The sequence below is a fragment of the Streptomyces sp. NPDC030799 genome, assembly GCF_055572255.1.
In genome coordinates this window covers 71,229-87,953 of record NZ_JBVIDS010000017.1, presented here as the reverse complement: position 1 = coordinate 87,953, position 16,725 = coordinate 71,229, and the positions used below count along the sequence as shown (strand labels likewise).

Here is a 16,725-nt window from a genome sequence, read left to right as displayed (position 1 = left end):
TCATCCCCCGCCTTCCGGGAAGTCGCCGCTGTGCGGCTGCGAGGCCCGCAGGTCACGACAGGCAGCCATGATGGCCTGTGCCTGTGCGTGGTCCGGGGATCGAGACAGGAGTTGGGCCGCGGTCCGTTCCGCCTCGCCCACGTCGCCCGTCGCCAGGTGAAAGGCGGCAACGGCCAGCAGGGTCGTCGGAGCCGTCGGCGCCAACTGCCGGGCACGCAGGAGGCAGTCCCGGATGAGCGATCCGTCCGCGCCGTCTTCCGCGGCGTTGAGGGCGGCCAGGGCCAGATTGGCCCAGTGCAGTCCTTCGTCGGGGCTCAGTTCGACGGCCCTTCGGAGGCAGGCGAGGGCGTCGTCCCGGTCCCCGGTCTGCTGGAGAGTGATTCCCAGGTCGTTCCAGGTTCTGCCGTCGTGGGGACGCAATGCCAGATAGCGCCGGTAGAGGCCCACCGCCGTGTCCAGTTCTCCCGCACCGCAGGCCGCATGGGCTCTGATCCACAGTGCGGCTGCGGAGGCCGGCTCCCTTGCCAGCACGAGGTCGGCGCAGGCGGCGGCGGTCGCCAGGTCACCGGCCCGCAACGCCAGATCGGCCCGCATGAGCGCGGTCTCGACGTCCGGTCGGCCCTGCCCCGCCCGGGCGAGGTACTCCTCCGCCTCCGCCGGGCGCCCCAGCTCACTTGCGGCGAGCGCACGCATCAGCCACCACTCGGTGACCTGGGGCTGCACCTCGCACCCGGCCGCGGCCACGTGGGCCAGCGAGCCGAAGCGCCGGCCCGCGAGCGCCTCCGCCGCATGGCCGGCCAACGCGCGGGCGGCGTCGTCCACCTGCTCCGGCGGGAGCTTCCAGGTGCCGGCGCGCGCCCCCGTGCGCAGGAGCTCCTCCGCCTCCAGGTGCCGTCCCCGTCCGGCCAGCACTCGGGCCTTGTTCAGAAGCGCGGACGCACGCCCGGGGTCGAGTTCCAGGGCCCGGTCCATGGCCACCAGTGCCTCGTCGTCCCGGTCGGTCACGAGGAGGGCTGTGCCGCGTGCGGCATGGTACGCGGGGTTGTCCGGCTCCTCATGGCACAGCACGTCGAGCAACCCGATCGCCTCGTCGCCGTCGCCGGCGTGGATCAGGCACAGTGCACGGCTCAAACGGGCATTGCGGTTGTCCGGCAGGAGCCGTGCGACCTCCGCCCAGCACGTGGCTGCCTCGCGGTGGGCACCGCGGCCTCCGGCCGCAAGTGCCTTGCGCGTGAAGTCGTCGGCGCGTTCCCGCCGCCTGGACTCGTCCGGGCCGACGAGCGTGAAGATCGGCTCGCCCGACATGCGAGGGGGCAGGTAGAGGCTCGCCGTCTTCCTGGCGAACGTCCACGCCATGCGTTCGAGGGCGTCTTCCGGAGGGGCGGGCAGAGACGCGACATGCTGGGCGAACTCCGTCCGGCAAACCTCCCACGTGCCGTCCGCCTGGAGTTCGGCGAGCGTCTCGCGTACGAGTCCGCAGGAGTCCGCGATGCTGGTGAGCAGGCCGATGGCGTTGATCCGTGGCCGGCCGGAGCCGGTACGGCAGGCGTCGGCCAGGGTCTGCACGAACGTGCGCCGCCATGCCTCGGGAAGCGCCTCGTCCGCGAGGAAACCGGACGCCTTCATGGCCAGGGTCGCCACCTCGTTCGTGACGTGGGGCGGCGTCGCGGCGAAGACGCGTGCGGCGATGTATTCGAGCGGGTCGACCTCGTACAGCTTCGGATCGTCCGTGCTCATCCCGGCCGGTTTCAACCGGCGACCTCCCAAAGGCACTACGAGCCCCCCGTCGGCTCCTGCCGGTCGGTCTCGTCGCGGCCGCGACCACGGACCTCCTGGCAGCACTCCCGAACACCCCTCAGGAACTCGACGCTACCCGGAGCGATTTCCGTACAAACAATGATCTCAGGGACGGTCGGACAATCCTGGTGACGTGTCCGAGGCGGTCCCGGCGCCGTGGCTGAGGTCGTCCGGGTGGGTGGCGTTCTTGCTGATGTTGCGGGAGATCCGAGAGCAGAGCCGGTCCACCGGTACGCCGTACACGGAGGCGATACGGGCGAACGGTCGCACCCGGGCTAACGGCCGGCAGTCGCCGCCGCAGGGCCGGCCCGAGCCTCTTGTGGAACTGCGCTTGGCCACCGTGCGAGCGGTCGCCACTTTTCGCCGCTTCCACGGGCAGCAGGACTACCTCCTGTACGCCCAGGCCTTCATCCCCGACGACCTCCAGTGTGAGGCCGCCGTCCCCGACACCTTCGACATCCTCTGGCTGTCCTGGAACGACGCTCTGGCCGGCCCCGACACCCGCCGCTACGCCTGGACGGTACTGCGACGCACCGTCATGTCCAGCACCCCCCATATCGACGGCCGCCCCTGCTTCAGCCAGGCGGCCTTCGACACCGTCGTGCTCACCTACCTCACCGACGAGGAAGCACGCATCCGCCAACTGAGCGAGACCGTCGCACTGTTCCAGGTGATGAGCCGGCTGCCCGCCAACCAGTTCGACGTGATCGCCCTGCGCATCCTGTGGCGCATGCCCACCGAACGGGCCTTCGAAGTCCTGGGCCTCACGCCGGCCATGGTGCACTCCAGCCAGCGCCATGCCGAGCCCTACCTGAAGAGCCCCTCTACCCGCCCGAGACCGACGAAGGGACAACTCCATGGCCCGCTTCGACGACCTGCTGTCCAGGGCCTGTCTCGTCAAGGAACGCAACGTTCCCCGCGACACCGTTCCTCCCTACGCTCCAGACGCTTCCACTGCCTCCACCTTCACCACCTCGCCCAGGGCGAGCAGGGCACCGCCCGGTGGTGGCATCAGGAGACCCCAACCAAGAACTGCCTCCCGACCCAAGCCTGCCGTACGCCAGCACATCCAGGAGTACGCCCCGCGGTGAGCACGTAAGCCAACAGCCTGCACCGACGGGCAACAGCACCGCTTCCCGTGCCAACAGCGCTGGGGAGCGGAGCTGTCGCTGACCGCATGACCTCAGTTCAGGCCGGGCTGGCTGCAGCAAAGCGATCGAAGACACTGCGCTTCCTCCTCGCGTTCGGCGTCGTACTGCTTCACGGAGTTCGGCACCAGCCGCACGCAGGTGCACCCGCTGATGGACGTCGCCGGGACTGTCTCTGCCGTGCCAGCGCCGGTCCGGCTCGCCCTGTCCCAGATGCGTGAGGATTTTCGGCCGGCTGCCCCTGCTGCACCTGCCTGACCCTGGTGAGGGCCGGCTTCAGACCGGGCCATGCTTCGCCTGGTCCGGCCGCCCCGTCACGCGTCGCGGCCGATCGGGAAGTTCGTCTGATGGCGTCCCGTCCCGGCCCGGCTCCCGGCCGGGTGGTCTTGCGCCCTTCCGGCCGGGTGGCTGGCTTCGTGCCGTCCGGGCCCGGGTGCTGTCCGTGCCTACCTGGCGCCGCGATGTTCTGCCAGTCCGGGCCCCGCCCGGTCCGGTCCCTTGTCTTGCCCGCGGGCCCTGGCCGCCTGCTGAGTTTCCGCCGGCGGTCCTGGGTCGGGCTCCCGGCCGCTTTCGCCGGGCCGTCCAAGCGCGTCGTTCGGGCTCCCGAGTGGATGGGTTTGCCCGGTGGGCAGGGCTGGTGTTGCTGCTCGGGTTGTCTGCGAGGTGCAGGTGGCCTCGATGACATGGTCCACGACGTCGTGGAGGCTGGAGTGGTGGCGGTAGGCGGCGCGCTGCCGGTCGGCTCCGCTTCCTTGAGTGCGCAGGCGATCCCAGTGGGTGCGTACGAGGTCGAGATCACCGTTGTGACGCAGGGCGGGGGCAAGGGCCCGCAGCATGCTTTCGACCTGCGTGGTCTGAGGGACCAGTTGGCGGCTGATGGGGTCGAGGGCGTGTCCGGTCAGACCGTCGCGTGCCGCTCGCCAGCAGGCCGCGCGCAGTATCTCGGGGGCGGGGCGGGGGGCCGGTTCGCCGGTGCGGATGGCCTCGAGGGCGGTGGCGACGAGGGCGCGGATGACGGCGGCGAGCAGGATGGTGTCCTCGGGGGTGAGTCCTGCATCGGCGACACGTACCTCGACCGTGGGCTGGTGGTGGGAGGGGCGGATGTCCCAGTAAAGGCCGCCGCGGTCCATGACCGCTCCCGTGCGGATGAGTTCTTCGACCAGGTCCTGGAAATGGGCGGGGGAGTCGAAGTAGGGCGGCGGGCCGGCCACCGGCCACCGCCCCCAGGTGGTGGTGCGCCAGCTGGCGTAGCCGGTGTCGCGGCCGTCCCAGTACGGTGAGTTCGCCGCCAGCGCGGTCAGCGTCGGCAGCCAGGGTCTCAGGTGGTTGCTCACTTCGATCGCTTCATGCGGATCGGCCACGCCGACGTGCACGTGACACGCACACGCACTCTGCTCGTCGTCCAGCGCGCGGAAGAGGGACAGGCTCTCTGCGTAACGCGTGCCTGGCGTGATGGGCACGGGGGTGACCAGTCCGATGATCGGGGATCCGCTGGAGGCGATGCGCAGGCCGCGGCCTGCGGCCGCACGTGCCAGAGCCGTTCGGGTGGCGCGGAGTTCTTCGGCTGCCTTGCTCAAGCAGGTGTGCGGGTCGGTACGGCCTTCGACCTGGTAGCGGGTCAATTCGGTGCCGACGCGGTGGCCGAGCTCACTGGCTGCCGCGGCGGCCACTTGCGGGCCCTGAGGGCTGACGGCCCTGCTGACGGGATCGATGAGGAGGAACTCCTCCTCCACTCCCACCGTCAGCAGAGCGGACATCCCCTCGAGGGCGTCGGGGCGAGCGGCAGGGACGTCGTCCGGCGGTGATTGCTGCTGCGACTGACTGGTCATGGTGTGTGCACTGTGGCAGAGGACCCTGCCATACAGGCGGTGAAACGGCATGCTCGTCCGGTTTTCGACCGGCTCCCCCGGCGGTGGGCGCGCCGGTGCCGGCGCCGGTGATCGGACTTACCCCTCGATCGGGTAGAGCCGTTCGAGGTTTCCGGGCAGGTTCAGGTCGAGTCGGTGGCCGATGCCTTCTACCTGCGGGCGATGGCCGGTTCGGTCGTCGAGGCCAACCGGTTCGCTCCTGCTGAGGTCAGTTTTCTGTCTCTCCGGTTCTGCGCCGGGATGCCCGCTGTCCGGGGTGGTTTGTGTCGCGCCACGTGATCTAACGCCGACCGGAGATGATCGCTCGCGTGACGGCGTGTGCGGCGTGGTGATTCAGGCAATCCGCAGGTGTGGTCGCTTGTTTGTTCCTGGGCGGTGGCTGGGTCGAGGCGGTGCTGTGGACGGGTCCGGCAGCATGGGCTGCCTTGCCCCCTGCCTGCGACAAACCTTTGTTCTTAACCCTGAGTGGTCGGCGGCAGGGGACTGGTGGTGCGTGAGATGGGCGCGTGGGGGAAGCGGTGACGGCGTGCACATGCCCTTAGCCCGATGGAAATAATTCATATTTTGCGTGCTTGTAGGGCTGAAGTAAGGGCATCCGGTGGCCAGGAGGTTGATAACGATGGTTCCCCTGCTTCTGGTTCTCCTGCTGGCCCTGATCCTCTTCGGCGCCGGTTTCGCACTGAAGGCGCTGTGGTGGATCGCGGTGATCGTGCTGATCGTGTGGTTGCTCGGCTTCGTCGTCCGAACCGCAGACGGCGCAGGCCGCAAGGGCCGCTGGTACCGCTGGTAGCAACAAGCCCTCCGCGCGCAGCGTGAAAGGGCCGCGCGGGCAACACATGGCGAAGTGGGTCCGGCCGCAGACGGCCGGGCCCACTTCATGCGTTACGGGTACATCCCTGCTGGGACGGATCGGGCGTATCGGGTGGATCAGAGGGTACGTGGGTGATGCACCGGCCTCGCAGAAGCAGCAGTGGAACCCTGCGCCTCCTAAAGCTGCGGGGCCGATGCTCACATCCGGCGCCTTCACCGCCCCACTCACGCTCGACGGCAGCCGCATGCCTTGACCCCCACCACGCTGGCTCGTGTGATCACACTCGAACCACCTTGGGAGCGGGGCGTCCTCCCATAGCGTCAGAGTCGGCCGACAGCTCGAAATCCGACAGCGGGCCGGCCGACTGGAAGCCCACCAACCATGCCTTCTGGTGCACGTACGCCAAGGACTACACCCACATCAAGTCGGTCTGGAAGCTGACTACCACCGACGAGGAGAAGACGGCGCTGTCGTCCATGCTCGCGGTAGGGTCGACGCGGCCAGGAGGCGCCAGGGCACGGGCCGTGCCTCGGGGCGTCGGAGCCGTCGCCCGCCGACGATCAGCGCGAGCACGGCGACGACGAGGAGCAGAGTCCCCAGGACACTCAACAGCACAGGCAGCACGGTCGGCCTTCCTCTGAGCGTGCGTCGAACCGGAGGACCAGCGGAGCCCTCGGGCACGCCGTCCCGATGAGCCCGCCCGGCGATCAGAGCAGGGCGTGCGTGAGACACCCCGCGTGCGGGAACGGCTTGCGGTTGCCGGTCATCGGGAGGATCTCGGCTCGCCGGCGGCGGGCACCCGTGGCGGCACGGGTCAGTACGGCCATGGCGTTGACGCCGCGGGAGCGCTCGCCGCGGTACCGCTCGACAGCGCGCTCCGCGTCCTCACCGACGGCGGTGAGGATCTCCTCGACGAAACAGAAGGGGCAACCGCGCTCCAGCCGCGCGGCCATGACGGGAAGGCGTTCCCCTCGCGTCCGGACAGCGACGAATCCGGTGCTCGAGACCCCCACCGTGGTCGACTCGGGGCCGTCCGGTCCGCACACCGCGAGCACGCGCTGCCGCAGCTGTTGCTCCTCGACCACCGGGATGGAGGGGACCACGGTCTGCAGGACGGTGGCCACGACCGCACCCAGCACGCAGAACCCGGCAATCACCCAGGCGACGACCGCCATCCAGCCCGGGGTCCAGCGCTCGGCGGCGAACGTGCCGACCCCGGCCCACACCCCCAGGCTCAGCCGGTCCCGCCAGCGGGGCGGGTCGTGTCGCAAGATGCGCAGCAGGTCCCACAGTGCCAACGCCAGGGACACCAGCACGGCGCCGTAAGCGGCGTTCACCGCCACCTCACCCGGCTCTGCCCGAGGGGCCCCGGTGCCGTCATGAGTGCTCCTTCGCCACGTCCCACACCCGCGGGTCGTCGTCGTAGCCCGCGGTGACGACCAGGTGCGGCCCGTCAAAGGGCCGCACCTGGCAGGCCGCCCGGGCCCAGCCGCGTCCGCTGAGCAGACCGGCGAGGTCCGTGCCCAGGGCGCCGAGGTGCTCGCCCGTGGAGGGGTCCCGCACGGCGGTCCCGGGGCCGTCGCCGCCGACCACGAGCAGCCGGCGCTCACCGACGTCCGCCTGGCAGAGGGCGTACACCGGTCCGCTGCCTTCCGTCAGCGCCCGCGATTCCTGGTGTTCCTCCAGGTCCCACAGCCGCACGATCCCGTCCCGGCTGCCCGAGGCCAGCAGGGTGCGGTCGCCGTCGGAGACCTCGCAGAGCGTCCACACGAATCCGCGGTGCCCGGTCAGTTCCGCATGGCGCGGCCCCGACTCGGGGTGCCAGACGGTCACGGAGCCGAGGCCGTGCCCGGCCGCGATCAGCGTCCGGCCGCCCGTCCGTACCGTGGACAGGGCGAAGATCCACCCTTTTCCGGAGCCGGTGTCGATCGCGCGCACCAGGCTGCCGTCACTGGGATCCCACAGGCGTACGACGCGGTCGGCGCCCGTCGACGCCAGCAGCTCCTGCCCGGAAAGGCACACGGTGCACACGGCGTTCACCCAGCCGCGATGACCCTTCAGCCGGACCGGGGGTTCGCTCGGCGCGCCGGGGTTCCACAGGCAGAGGACGCCGCGCCGGCCGCCGGACGCCGGCCGCGTCCCGCCGTCCACGGGGACCTCGCACAGTGCACGGATCCATGCGCGCGAGCCGGTGATCACCGCGATGTCCTCGCGGGCGGACGGGTCGGCGAGCCGGATCACCTTGCGGTGCCCGGAGTAGGCCACCAGGCGGCGGTCGGCGACCGTCACCTCGCACACCGCCTGGTAACTGGGCCGGAACCGGAATCTGCCCAACCTGCCCTCCCACGCACCGACGCCCTGCGTTGTTGTGCTGCCCTGATCCTTCGGGGCGTGCGCAGTCATGACAACCGCCTTGCTGCGTAGATCGGTTACGCATTTTGCGGACCGCATGTGCGTGCCGGACCGCTACCGGTTCGGCCGTCGCGCTGATGTACCGGTGGCCGGGCTGTCGAGGTGGGCGGCCGACCGCAGCCGGCTGGGCGGGAATAGTGCGGCCCTGCCGCCGCCATGTCCCTCTGCGTCCCGTCCGTTGACATGGCATGCCCCTCCCGTCAGGGGAGCGCTCCTTCCCCCACCGACCTAGGCATTTTTCGGATCATCTCGCCGACCAGATGAAGATGGCGGCGATGTGGAGTCCGGCGAGGTAGATGGTGGCGGTCTTGTCGTAACAAGTGGCCAGGCCACGCCATTGCTTGAGCTTGTTGATGCAACGTTCGACGGTGTTGCGCTGCTTGTATGCCTCGCGGTCGAAGGCCGGCGGACGGCCACCGAGCCGACCGCGCCGTTTGCGGTTCGCGGTTTGGTCGGCGGGCTGCGGGATGACCGCCCGGATCCCGCGCTGCCGAAGACGGGTTCGGATCGCGCGCGACGAGTAGGCCTTGTCGACCAGGATCATTTCCGGTGTGATCCTGGGCCGGCCGATCGGCCGCGGTACCCGCAGGCGGGCCATGACCTCGGGAAACGCGGGCGTGTCACCGGCCTGACCCGGCGTGAGGACGAAGGCGAGCGGTCTGCAGCGGCGGTCGGCGGCGAGGTGGATCTTGGTGGTCAGTCCGCCGCGGGACCGTCCGAGGGCATGGCCGTCCGGCTCGCCGACCGGGGCCCTTTTGACGGGCCTCGGCAGCGTGCTGATGAGCCCGCATGATCGTGGAGTCGACCGCGACGATCCAGTCGAGGTCGCCTTCGGCGTCGGCCTGGGCCAGCAGAGCGGTGAAGACCTTCTCCCACGTGCCGTCGGCAGCCCACTTCCGCAGCCGGTTGTGAGCGCCCTTCCATGAGCCGAAGTGCTCGGGCAGGTCCATCCACGCAGTGCCGGTGCGGTACTTGAACGCGATCGCGTCGATCACCTGCCGGTGATCACGCCACCGCCCGCCCCGCTTCGGCGTCCGGTCCGGCAGCAACGGCTCGATCCTCGCCCACTGGGCGTCGGTCAACGACACGCATTGACCAACGATCAGATGATCCGAAGGAAAACGGCCTAGGCGTGCCAGTGCGCGAGCTTGTGCAGCGCTGCCGCGGCATGGGTGAAGTCGTCGTCGCCGAGGAGATCGCGCATTTCCGCGTTGAACCGGTCGATCTCTGGACCGGCGTTGCGCAGTGCCGCCGCGCCCGCGTGCGTCAGCTGCAGTACGACTGCACGGTGTTCCTGGGGGTGGGCACTCTTGGTCAAGAGCCCGGCAGCGGTGAGCCGGCCGACCAGCGGCGTCACCGCAGACTGACGCAGGCCGAGGGCGCGGGCGAGTCCCTGCTGTGTCAGGCCCGGCTGGTCTCGCACGGCGAACAGGGCACCGAGTTGGGCGGTGGTGACCCCAGCAGCGGCCAGGCAGCGGCGGTCCGCGGCCAAACGCAGGGTATGTGCGGCTCGCTGCAGGAGGAAGAACAGGCGTTGGTCAGTATCAGGCGGCATGGTCCGATCTTGACAGGACGAGCCGTGCGACGCGATGCTCAGTCCACTAGTGAAGTGAGGTTGCGGTGAACGCATACACCCCGAATCTGGCACTCGCCCGGAAGGTGCTGGCCTCACAGCCCTTCAGCATCTACCTCGGCGCCCGGCTGACGGCTTTCGGAGACGGCGCCGCCGTCCTGGAGTTGGACGTCCGCGACGAATTGCGCCAGCAGAACGGCTTCGTTCACGGCGGTGTCCTCAGCTATGCCGCCGACAATGCGCTCACTTTCGCTGCCGGTACGGTCGCCGGCCCTGGGCTGCTCACCGCCGGCTACACCATCGACTACCTACGTCCTGCCCGGGGCGAAGTACTCCGGGCCCATGCCCGGGTCGTGCGCCCCGGCCGCACTCGGGTTGTCTGCCGTTGCGACCTTTTCATGATGAACTCCGATGGGGCTCAGACGCTCTGCGCGATCGCTCAGGGCACTATCGCCGTCGCTGAAACCGTCCTGCCGGATTCCGCCGACCAGGCAGCAAGCTGATCAAAATCCATCCTCGCGTCCCCGCCGGCCGAGCCACTGTTCGGACCGCTGCAGATCCTGCTCGCGGAGGACGAGACGGTGATCGGCGGCATCGGGTTCTTCGGCCCCCGGACGAGACGGGCACCGTCGGCCTCGGCTACGGCGTCGCCCCCGAGACCGAGGGGGCCCCATGCACGAGGCCGTCACCGGGTGGCATCTTTTCCCGGATGCGTCCACAGTTGAAACGCCCACCATGGGCAGGTCCGCTCGGTGTTCAGCTCTGGTCACCGAGCCGGACGCCCTGCTCGGGCCCCGTTCCGGCGATGGCCGACTTCACCCGTCGGTGGCCGGGGCGGGGCCCGTGCGACGTGGTGCATCCCGGGCCGTAACTCGGGCGCGATGGCGTCGCCACGAGGTAACGGGCCTGGGGGAAATTGAGCTTCGGGCGTGCTGGGCTGGTGGGTGATCAGCAGGTGGTGACGCGGACGAGGACGAGTTCGGTGCTCGTCCGTCGGTGGGTGGCCCGCTGCGCGGATCGGTCGGATACGAGCGAGACGATCGCGACATGGGTCTCGGTGTAGGTGTCGCGGCGTCCGTGTGGCCGTCTCCATGTCCGCCAAGGCCGTAAACCGGTGGACAGCTCTCCGGCTCTGGGTGAGCATCACCGCGATGAACAACGAACCTCTCTCCGCCCCCAAACGCGTCCGTTTCGTCGAGCTCAGTGCAAAGGCACTGCGGGCGCTTGCCGACGGTGACCTCGCTGGCGGCAGCGCCGAGGCCGGGGTCGTCCTTGACGAACACTTCGTCGGTGAGCGAGCCCGCTGGATCTTCGGCTACCGCGCCGACCAGCTCGCCAAGGACCCCTCTGCCGCGCCCTGGATCACGCGTGCCGCGGTGTCCGAGCCGGACGGGGTCGTCATTGGCGACGCCGGGTTCCACGGGCCGCCGGATGAGGCCGGCATGGTCGAGGTTGGCTATACCGTCGTGCCCGGGTACCGCCGCCAGGGCTATGCCCGCGCCATGCTGAGGGCGTTGCTCGTCAGGGCCGCGGCCGACCCCGACGTCAGGACCGTGCGCGCCAGGATCGGATCCGACAATACCGCCTCCCTGGCGTGCATCGAGGGCTTCGGCTTCACGCGCATCGGCGAGCAGGGGGACGAGCGCGACGGACTCACGATCATCTTCGAGGTTTCGGCAGACGCCATTCAGGCCGGGTAGCTTTACGGTCTCGGCGGACATGGCGATCGTCCCGGTTGGGCCGTGACACGAGAAGGGCCGCACGGGTTGGGTGAGTTGTGAAGCTGACCTGGGCCCGTACGGCCTGTTCCCAGCCTGCCCTGTCCGGCGTCTCACGCGCACATTCCGCCGAGTTGTTCGCCGAACTCGCCACGGCATGGGAGGCTGCGCGGCAGTCCGCGCTCCGCGAGGCCCGGGGCGGGGAGCGTCGGAGGGCGGAGGGTGCCGGCAGAAAGCCCAAGCTGGTCTTCCTCGATCGGCTGCTGGTCACCCTGGTCCATCTACGCCACCAGTTGCCGCATGTGGTGCTCGCCGAGCTCTTCGAGGTGGATCGCTCCACCGTCTCCGCGGCCATCCGCCAGGTCCGCCCGCTGCTGGCAGCCCGTGGTTTCGCTGTGCCCAACCGGCCCGGCCTGCGGCTGAAGACGCTGGAGGACGTCTTCGCCTACGCCGAGGCGGAGGGCGTTGAGCTGCGGCTCGACGGGGCCGAGACCCAGGTCCGCCGCCTGCAGGCCGACCGTCCTGGGCGCCAGGCGTTCGTCTCCGGCAAACGCAAGCAGAACACCATCAAGACCACCACATTCAGCGACGGCCAAGGCCGCCTGCTGCTGTCCGGCTTGGTCCGCCCGGGCCGGATGCACGACCAGACCGCCGTGCGGACCGAGGGCATTGCCGAGCAGTTCCGCACCCGTCCCGGCGTGAAGGCGAAGGTCGATTCCGGCTACCTCGGGCTGGCCAAAGAGTTCCCCGGCCAGGTCAGCGCCCCACCGAAGAAGCCCAAGGACGAGGCGTGCGACGGTGACAAGCATGCCTGGCGCGAGACACGGCGACGGCAGTCCTCGGCGAGGATCTGTGTGGCGCACACCAACGCCGAACTCCGCCAATGGGCACCCCTGCGCCGTTTCACCGGACGCCGCGATACCTACGCCGAGACCCATCTCGCGATCGCCTCACTCGTCTCCGACCGATCCGCGCAGCGGGCCACCCGCCGCCGGACGAGCACCGAAATCGTCCTCATCCGCGACACCGTCCGCTGATCACCCACCAGCCGAACCCAGGCCAGCACGCCCGGAGCTCAATTTCTCCCCAGACCGTAAGTCATGGCCCCGGGGTGCCCGTCACGGCGAAGGGCCGTTCCTCCGCGAGGTGGCTGCGCAGGAACGATCCTTCGGCGCATCGGTGCCCGGCCTGCGACACGCGCGAGTGGGAGGGCCGGGCTGAGGCGCCGCTCGGCGCGAACGCCGGGAGCCGAGGGGGCTTCACCGGGTGAAAGAGCCGTTGGGCGGGACATTATGACGGGGTGTCGGCGGACACATGAGGCGGTCGACTTGCGTGCAGATGAATGCGGTCAGTTTCTGGTGCACTGGGGGTGTCGATCAGCATCGGCAATGATGGCACTTCGAAGAAGGCGCGCTGATGATCGTGTTACGAGCTGGACCGGGAAATGCCGCCGGTACGTTGTCCGTTGCAGTCGGTTGGACGAGTCGAGCGTGTACGCGGGAAGCTTGGGGCCGCGCCGGACAGGAAGCCCGGTCCGCCGTTGTTGAGGATCGTCTTGCCGGATGTGCCCGCGGCGGCCCAGTCGATCTCGACGGCGAAGGCACAAAAGCAGGAGGCATTCTGCAGGGTGCGCTCGAACACTTCGGGATCGTTCAGCGAGATCTTGTAGGGCATCGTGGAGAAGTCGACAGCCCCGATGATCGGCCACTGCTCGGCCATGGGCCCGTTGAGGACTTCGCCGCCCCTGCCGGGCGCGGCGAGCAGTACGCCCGCCTTGATCCGTGGCTCGACCAGGTGGACCACGTTCCCGGTGTCGGGGTCGTTGAGCCCGGCGCCCAGTAGGAGGGCAGCACTGAAGCCACCGAGCGAGTGCCGAACCCGGTGAGTTCCTGGACGACGACGTGCCCATCACCTGCCCGCATGCCGGCGGGTCTGTGAGAAGTGACGGCACAGCGAAGCCCCGCCTGAGGTAAGGAGGAAGTAGGCAGGCGGGGTCTCGTCATGCACGGTACCGGCCGATGGCGGGAATCGGCCGCCCTGAAGCTTGCCCGAGATGCAGGCTACTGAGCGTTCAGTGCATGTGGAACCACCACGCCGACGCGAGGTGAAGAACACCGAGGAAGCCGGCGCAGATGGCCATGCCTTTGTTCCTTTGCTGCACGCCGATCGCGCTGTCGCCGATCTGGGCCAGGCCGGCGACAGCGAGAACGGGGGCGATGGTAGACCGGTCGCCCAGGGCGAACAGGGCGAGGGTGACGGCGGCGAGGGGGATCGCCCGGGCTCCGTAGGCGTTCGCGTAAAGGTGTGTGCCCCTGTTGACGACCATGCCGTTGGGCAGGGCCAGGCCGGGTCTGATCATTCCGGCGATGCAGAAGCCAGCCGAGGTGAGGGAGGCGAGGCTGTTGGCGCCAATGAGGATGGCCTGGACGGTGGACGAGTTCACAGTTACGTCTCCCCGTGAATCATTCTTACCCTGAATGGTTTTTTGAGGCTATCATTTTAGTCATGAGCGATGTCAATGGGACGACGACTGGCGATACCTCGGGCCTCACGTCGACGGTGGTTTTCAGGCTCGGCACTCTCGGTACGGTGGTCACCGACCGGTTCACACGGGAGATCGAGGGGCTGGGCCTCAAACCCAAGCATGTCGGCCTGATGGCCGCGCTCAGCCTTGCCGCCGTGGCGTCCCAGCAGGAGCTGGCCGCGCGGATGGGTGTCGCGCCCAGCTTGATGGTGTCGCTGGCCGACCACCTGGAGGGCCTCGGCGCGGTTCGGCGGGTCCGGGATCCGCGGGACCGCCGACGGCAGGTACTGACACTCACCGAGGAGGGGCAAGGCCTGCTGGAACGGTGCACGTCCGTGGCGCGAACCCTGGACGAGGAGTTCGTGGCCGGGCTGACGGAGAAGCAACGGAAGGCGCTCGACGAGGCGCTGCGCGTGATGGCGGACCGCGCCGGCCTGCCGTAGAGGGCGAGGGAAGCGGGACGGTCCCTCGCTCATCTGTCGTGAGCGAGGGGCCGTTCCTGACGTTGGCGCTTCGAGGTGGTGGATTGCATCGGGCTCTCGCCCGGCCTCCCACCGCCATAGCCCTGAAACGCCGAAGTCAGTAACGCGTGCTGCTGGGGTTCCCGCCCCAGTTGGACGTGTTCATGGTCGGCGGTTAGCTGCGGACGTGGAGCCCGAAGCCCCTGCGGCCGGCGGTCTCCAGTCCGTCCTTCAGGTGCAGCGAGGGGATCTCGTAGTCGCCGAAGTTCGCCGCCGGAACGCGATCGGCTCGGTCGACTCCAGGGCGAGCAGGCACTGTTTCCATGCCTTGGCGACGTCCGGGTAGTCCTCGGCAGTCATCCGGTCAGCGCCGTACAGCACGAACGGTGGCAGCACCTCGATACCCGGGTAGTAGAGGATGCCGTGCTGGATCGGGAACAGCAGATCGAAGTTGATATGACGCAGGGCACTGGCGTCTGCCCCGAGAAGCGGCCGCAGTGCCCGAGGGGCCCGGGATCTGAGTGAGATCCCGGGCTCCCGCAGACGGGGAAACGGTGTGGGCGGCGACTTGGGTAGAGGCGCCGTCACTGCATCTCGATACGTCTGTCGGTTGCGGCTGCCTGCTCATCACCCCTGCGGTGAACGTCGTCCTGGTGCGGATCGAACTCGGTGACGCGGGCATCCCCTCCGGCGTGCTGTCGACGGCCCCGCAGATCGCCGCCGCGCTCGGCGTCGCGGTGATCGGCGCGGTGTTCTACGCCGCTTTCGGCCACCCGGCCGTTGACCGGGCCCATGCAGCCGGCCACACCCTCGCCACGGCGTCTGTCGGGACCATGGCTGTTCGGCGATCGTCGCGACCATGCTGGTGTGTCTGCTCCCCGGTGGCCGAGGTGACTGACGGTGGCTAACACCAATCACCGAGCTCTGCACCTGCGCCCGAAGCCGCGACTGTTGTCTGCGCCGACGAGCTCGGACCGGTGATCCCCCACACGTTGAGCCTGGGGGTCTGACGCGCTGGCCGGTCCCCTGCACCGGCCAGTTCGCCAGGCCAAGAGAGCGCCAGTCAGCGGAAGGTGAACCTCTGATCCCGGGCCCCGTTGCACCGCCACAGGATCAGAGGGGTGTTGTTGGCCGTCCCTCCACCCTTCACGGTCAAGCACTTGCCGTACATGAGAAGGAAGTCCTGGTTCCTCTCGACGCCCAGCAGGCCGGCGCCACGGAGGACCAGCTCCGCGCCATCACCGCCGAAGGCCTCGGCCAGATGTACTCTGATCATCACCACTCGGCCGTGGCCGAAGCGAGACAGGCCAGGCACCGATCGCGGAACGTTACCGACTCTTACGTGAGTACCAGATCTGCGTGCTCCCGGGGCCCTTGTAACAGTTTCCTTGAATGACCTGCACACCGATGTAGGTTTGGCTTCCCTTCGTGCCGGCGCACTTACCCGAGTGAGCATTCACCAGGAGGTACCTGGTTCCGCCTACTGAGCTTGCTCGCCACAGCTGTGAGTGGTCCTTCGTCGACGTGCAGTTTCCTACTGCCAGCGCAGCGCCGCTCTTGGTGCTCGCTCCGGCAACACCAAGGCACCTTCCGTCTTGGCTCCGAAGTTTCCAGTAGGTGTAGCCACCCACGACCGTGGCGTTGGTCGAGCGCCACCCATCGTGGCGGAAGTAGTTACAGTCGGCGGTCCAGACACGGCTTGCCCCAAGTGCATCGTCCAGGCACGAACCCGCCTCACCGGCAGCAAGCATGATCTGGTACTTCGGGGCAGCAGCCGCCTTGGCGTTGAAGTCCTGCACACTGAATTCGGCGGCGGACCGCGAGGCGGCCGGCTGGTCCGCTTGAGCGGGGACAGCCGCAGCCAGGCCGGCAGTCATGGTGATTGCCGTCGCGGCGAGCGTGAGCCGCTTGTGTACCTGCATGATCCGGTTCCCTCCTCTTCTGATCTTGATTGACTGGCGGGACGCGTCGGGGCGGGGCAGTCCCACGGGGGTGGCCCGCCCTGCAGCTGTGGGCTCATCGCTTGCAGAGAGCCCAGATCCGTCATGGGCCACGACCGGTTGTCTGCCCGGGGGCGCTGGCGAGCGAGTTGTGGCGGCGGTCGGTTCCGCGCCACCTGTCCAGCCCCGTTGACGATGTGTCGCAGGGTGTACAACGGTACGAAGGCAGACCCGCGATGACGTTGGTGCACCTGGCGTCCCTGGATGTGGCGCGGAAGGCAAAACGGCGCGAGGCCGACAAATGCCTGCACACAAGAATCGGGCTCGCCCACCAAGCCTCTACCCGGCCGCGTCGGTGGTTGTCGACCTGAGTACGCGCATCTCGTCTCCTTTCACGATGTAGTGCGAGAGTCACCGGACGAGGCTCGGAATGAGGGCCTCTGCCGGTGCTCCTTGCGTCACGTCATCGAGTT

16 protein-coding genes and 2 pseudogenes are annotated in these 16,725 nt (G+C 68.8%); 7 read left to right on the top strand and 11 right to left on the bottom strand.

The genetic code is table 11. From position 1 onward, the window contains the following. Window positions 1-1,737 (bottom strand): tetratricopeptide repeat protein, encoded by a 1,737-nt coding sequence (locus tag ACZ41I_RS35275; RefSeq protein ID WP_468515985.1) that lies wholly within the window; start codon window positions 1,735-1,737, stop codon window positions 1-3. A gap of 391 nt (window positions 1,738-2,128) precedes the next feature. Here ACZ41I_RS35275 and ACZ41I_RS35270 point away from each other — a divergent pair, with 391 nt between their 5' ends. After that, window positions 2,129-2,896: a sigma-70 RNA polymerase sigma factor region 4 domain-containing protein gene (locus ACZ41I_RS35270; RefSeq protein ID WP_468515984.1), complete on the top strand. Its 768-nt coding sequence runs from the start codon at window positions 2,129-2,131 to the stop codon at window positions 2,894-2,896. A 495-nt stretch (window positions 2,897-3,391) separates the two neighbouring features. Here the strand turns inward: ACZ41I_RS35270 and ACZ41I_RS35265 are convergent, their stop codons facing one another. Continuing rightward, window positions 3,392-4,774: a carboxylate-amine ligase gene (locus ACZ41I_RS35265; protein WP_468515983.1), complete on the bottom strand. Its 1,383-nt coding sequence runs from the start codon at window positions 4,772-4,774 to the stop codon at window positions 3,392-3,394. Window positions 4,775-5,432: 658 nt separating this feature from the next. Here ACZ41I_RS35265 and ACZ41I_RS35260 point away from each other — a divergent pair. Then, on the top strand, window positions 5,433-5,603 hold the full coding sequence (locus tag ACZ41I_RS35260) for a hydrophobic protein (RefSeq protein WP_360162700.1): 171 nt from the start codon (window positions 5,433-5,435) through the stop codon (window positions 5,601-5,603). 728 nt (window positions 5,604-6,331) lie between these two features. Here ACZ41I_RS35260 and ACZ41I_RS35255 read toward each other — a convergent pair. The 4 genes from ACZ41I_RS35255 to ACZ41I_RS35240 all read right to left on the bottom strand — a co-directional run bounded on the left by ACZ41I_RS35255 (window position 6,332) and on the right by ACZ41I_RS35240 (window position 9,591). Further along, the gene (locus ACZ41I_RS35255; protein ID WP_468515982.1) at window positions 6,332-6,961 is read right to left on the bottom strand and encodes a hypothetical protein; all 630 of its coding nucleotides are present in this window, start codon (window positions 6,959-6,961) and stop codon (window positions 6,332-6,334) included. A gap of 40 nt (window positions 6,962-7,001) precedes the next feature. After that, window positions 7,002-7,958: a WD40 repeat domain-containing protein gene (locus ACZ41I_RS35250; protein ID WP_468515981.1), complete on the bottom strand. Its 957-nt coding sequence runs from the start codon at window positions 7,956-7,958 to the stop codon at window positions 7,002-7,004. 322 nt (window positions 7,959-8,280) lie between these two features. Next, window positions 8,281-9,139, bottom strand: a protein-coding gene (locus ACZ41I_RS35245) for an IS5 family transposase (RefSeq protein ID WP_468516101.1) whose coding sequence is annotated in 2 segments (ribosomal slippage) — window positions 8,281-8,766 and window positions 8,768-9,139 — 858 coding nt in all. Because the reading frame shifts where the segments join, the coding sequence is not laid out codon by codon here. A 23-nt stretch (window positions 9,140-9,162) separates the two neighbouring features. Beyond that, the gene (locus tag ACZ41I_RS35240) at window positions 9,163-9,591 is read right to left on the bottom strand and encodes a MarR family winged helix-turn-helix transcriptional regulator (protein WP_468515980.1); all 429 of its coding nucleotides are present in this window, start codon (window positions 9,589-9,591) and stop codon (window positions 9,163-9,165) included. Window positions 9,592-9,656: 65 nt separating this feature from the next. Here ACZ41I_RS35240 and ACZ41I_RS35235 point away from each other — a divergent pair, with 65 nt between their 5' ends. From ACZ41I_RS35235 to ACZ41I_RS35225, 3 genes are all read left to right on the top strand, one after another. Next, entirely contained in the window at window positions 9,657-10,112 is a 456-nt protein-coding gene (locus ACZ41I_RS35235; RefSeq protein WP_363221062.1) for a PaaI family thioesterase, read from the top strand. A gap of 648 nt (window positions 10,113-10,760) precedes the next feature. Further along, the gene (locus ACZ41I_RS35230; RefSeq protein ID WP_468515979.1) at window positions 10,761-11,309 is read left to right on the top strand and encodes a GNAT family N-acetyltransferase; all 549 of its coding nucleotides are present in this window, start codon (window positions 10,761-10,763) and stop codon (window positions 11,307-11,309) included. Window positions 11,310-11,386: 77 nt separating this feature from the next. Then, the gene (locus tag ACZ41I_RS35225; protein ID WP_468515978.1) at window positions 11,387-12,364 is read left to right on the top strand and encodes a transposase; all 978 of its coding nucleotides are present in this window, start codon (window positions 11,387-11,389) and stop codon (window positions 12,362-12,364) included. 634 nt (window positions 12,365-12,998) lie between these two features. Here ACZ41I_RS35225 and ACZ41I_RS35220 read toward each other — a convergent pair. Both ACZ41I_RS35220 and ACZ41I_RS35215 read right to left on the bottom strand, forming a co-directional pair. Then, window positions 12,999-13,199 (bottom strand): annotated as a pseudogene (locus tag ACZ41I_RS35220) (chlorophyllase); the annotation flags it as partial. Window positions 13,200-13,398: 199 nt separating this feature from the next. Next, a complete protein-coding gene (locus tag ACZ41I_RS35215) occupies window positions 13,399-13,770 on the bottom strand; it encodes a hypothetical protein (RefSeq protein WP_468515977.1) in 372 nt (123 codons plus the stop codon). A gap of 62 nt (window positions 13,771-13,832) precedes the next feature. On the opposite strand from ACZ41I_RS35215, the gene ACZ41I_RS35210 reads away from it, so the two are divergent. Further along, complete coding sequence (locus tag ACZ41I_RS35210) at window positions 13,833-14,294, top strand: MarR family winged helix-turn-helix transcriptional regulator (protein WP_468515976.1); 462 nt, start codon at window positions 13,833-13,835, stop codon at window positions 14,292-14,294. Window positions 14,295-14,487: 193 nt separating this feature from the next. Here the strand turns inward: ACZ41I_RS35210 and ACZ41I_RS35205 are convergent. Then, a pseudogene (locus ACZ41I_RS35205) lies at window positions 14,488-14,759 on the bottom strand (NAD(P)H-dependent oxidoreductase); the annotation flags it as partial. Between the two features lie 191 nt (window positions 14,760-14,950). Here ACZ41I_RS35205 and ACZ41I_RS35200 point away from each other — a divergent pair. Further along, a complete protein-coding gene (locus ACZ41I_RS35200; protein ID WP_468515975.1) occupies window positions 14,951-15,220 on the top strand; it encodes a hypothetical protein in 270 nt (89 codons plus the stop codon). Between the two features lie 155 nt (window positions 15,221-15,375). Here ACZ41I_RS35200 and ACZ41I_RS35195 read toward each other — a convergent pair whose 3' ends face one another. Beyond that, window positions 15,376-15,588: an RICIN domain-containing protein gene (locus ACZ41I_RS35195; protein WP_468515974.1), complete on the bottom strand. Its 213-nt coding sequence runs from the start codon at window positions 15,586-15,588 to the stop codon at window positions 15,376-15,378. A 52-nt stretch (window positions 15,589-15,640) separates the two neighbouring features. Continuing rightward, window positions 15,641-16,234 (bottom strand): RICIN domain-containing protein, encoded by a 594-nt coding sequence (locus tag ACZ41I_RS35190; RefSeq protein WP_468515973.1) that lies wholly within the window; start codon window positions 16,232-16,234, stop codon window positions 15,641-15,643. Window positions 16,235-16,725: the final 491 nt, after the last annotated feature.

What these genes read in the sequence shown, in the direction of transcription:
- ACZ41I_RS35275 (WP_468515985.1), bottom strand. Translation starts at nt 1,737, where the DNA reads ATGAGCACGGACGATCCGAAGCTGTACGAGGTCGACCCGCTCGAATAC.
- ACZ41I_RS35265 (WP_468515983.1), bottom strand. Translation starts at nt 4,774, where the DNA reads ATGACCAGTCAGTCGCAGCAGCAATCACCGCCGGACGACGTCCCTGCC.
- ACZ41I_RS35260 (WP_360162700.1), top strand. Translation starts at nt 5,433, where the DNA reads ATGGTTCCCCTGCTTCTGGTTCTCCTGCTGGCCCTGATCCTCTTCGGC.
- ACZ41I_RS35240 (WP_468515980.1), bottom strand. Translation starts at nt 9,591, where the DNA reads ATGCCGCCTGATACTGACCAACGCCTGTTCTTCCTCCTGCAGCGAGCC.
- ACZ41I_RS35230 (WP_468515979.1), top strand. Translation starts at nt 10,761, where the DNA reads ATGAACAACGAACCTCTCTCCGCCCCCAAACGCGTCCGTTTCGTCGAG.
- ACZ41I_RS35210 (WP_468515976.1), top strand. Translation starts at nt 13,833, where the DNA reads ATGAGCGATGTCAATGGGACGACGACTGGCGATACCTCGGGCCTCACG.
- ACZ41I_RS35195 (WP_468515974.1), bottom strand. Translation starts at nt 15,588, where the DNA reads ATGATCAGAGTACATCTGGCCGAGGCCTTCGGCGGTGATGGCGCGGAG.
- ACZ41I_RS35190 (WP_468515973.1), bottom strand. Translation starts at nt 16,234, where the DNA reads ATGCAGGTACACAAGCGGCTCACGCTCGCCGCGACGGCAATCACCATG.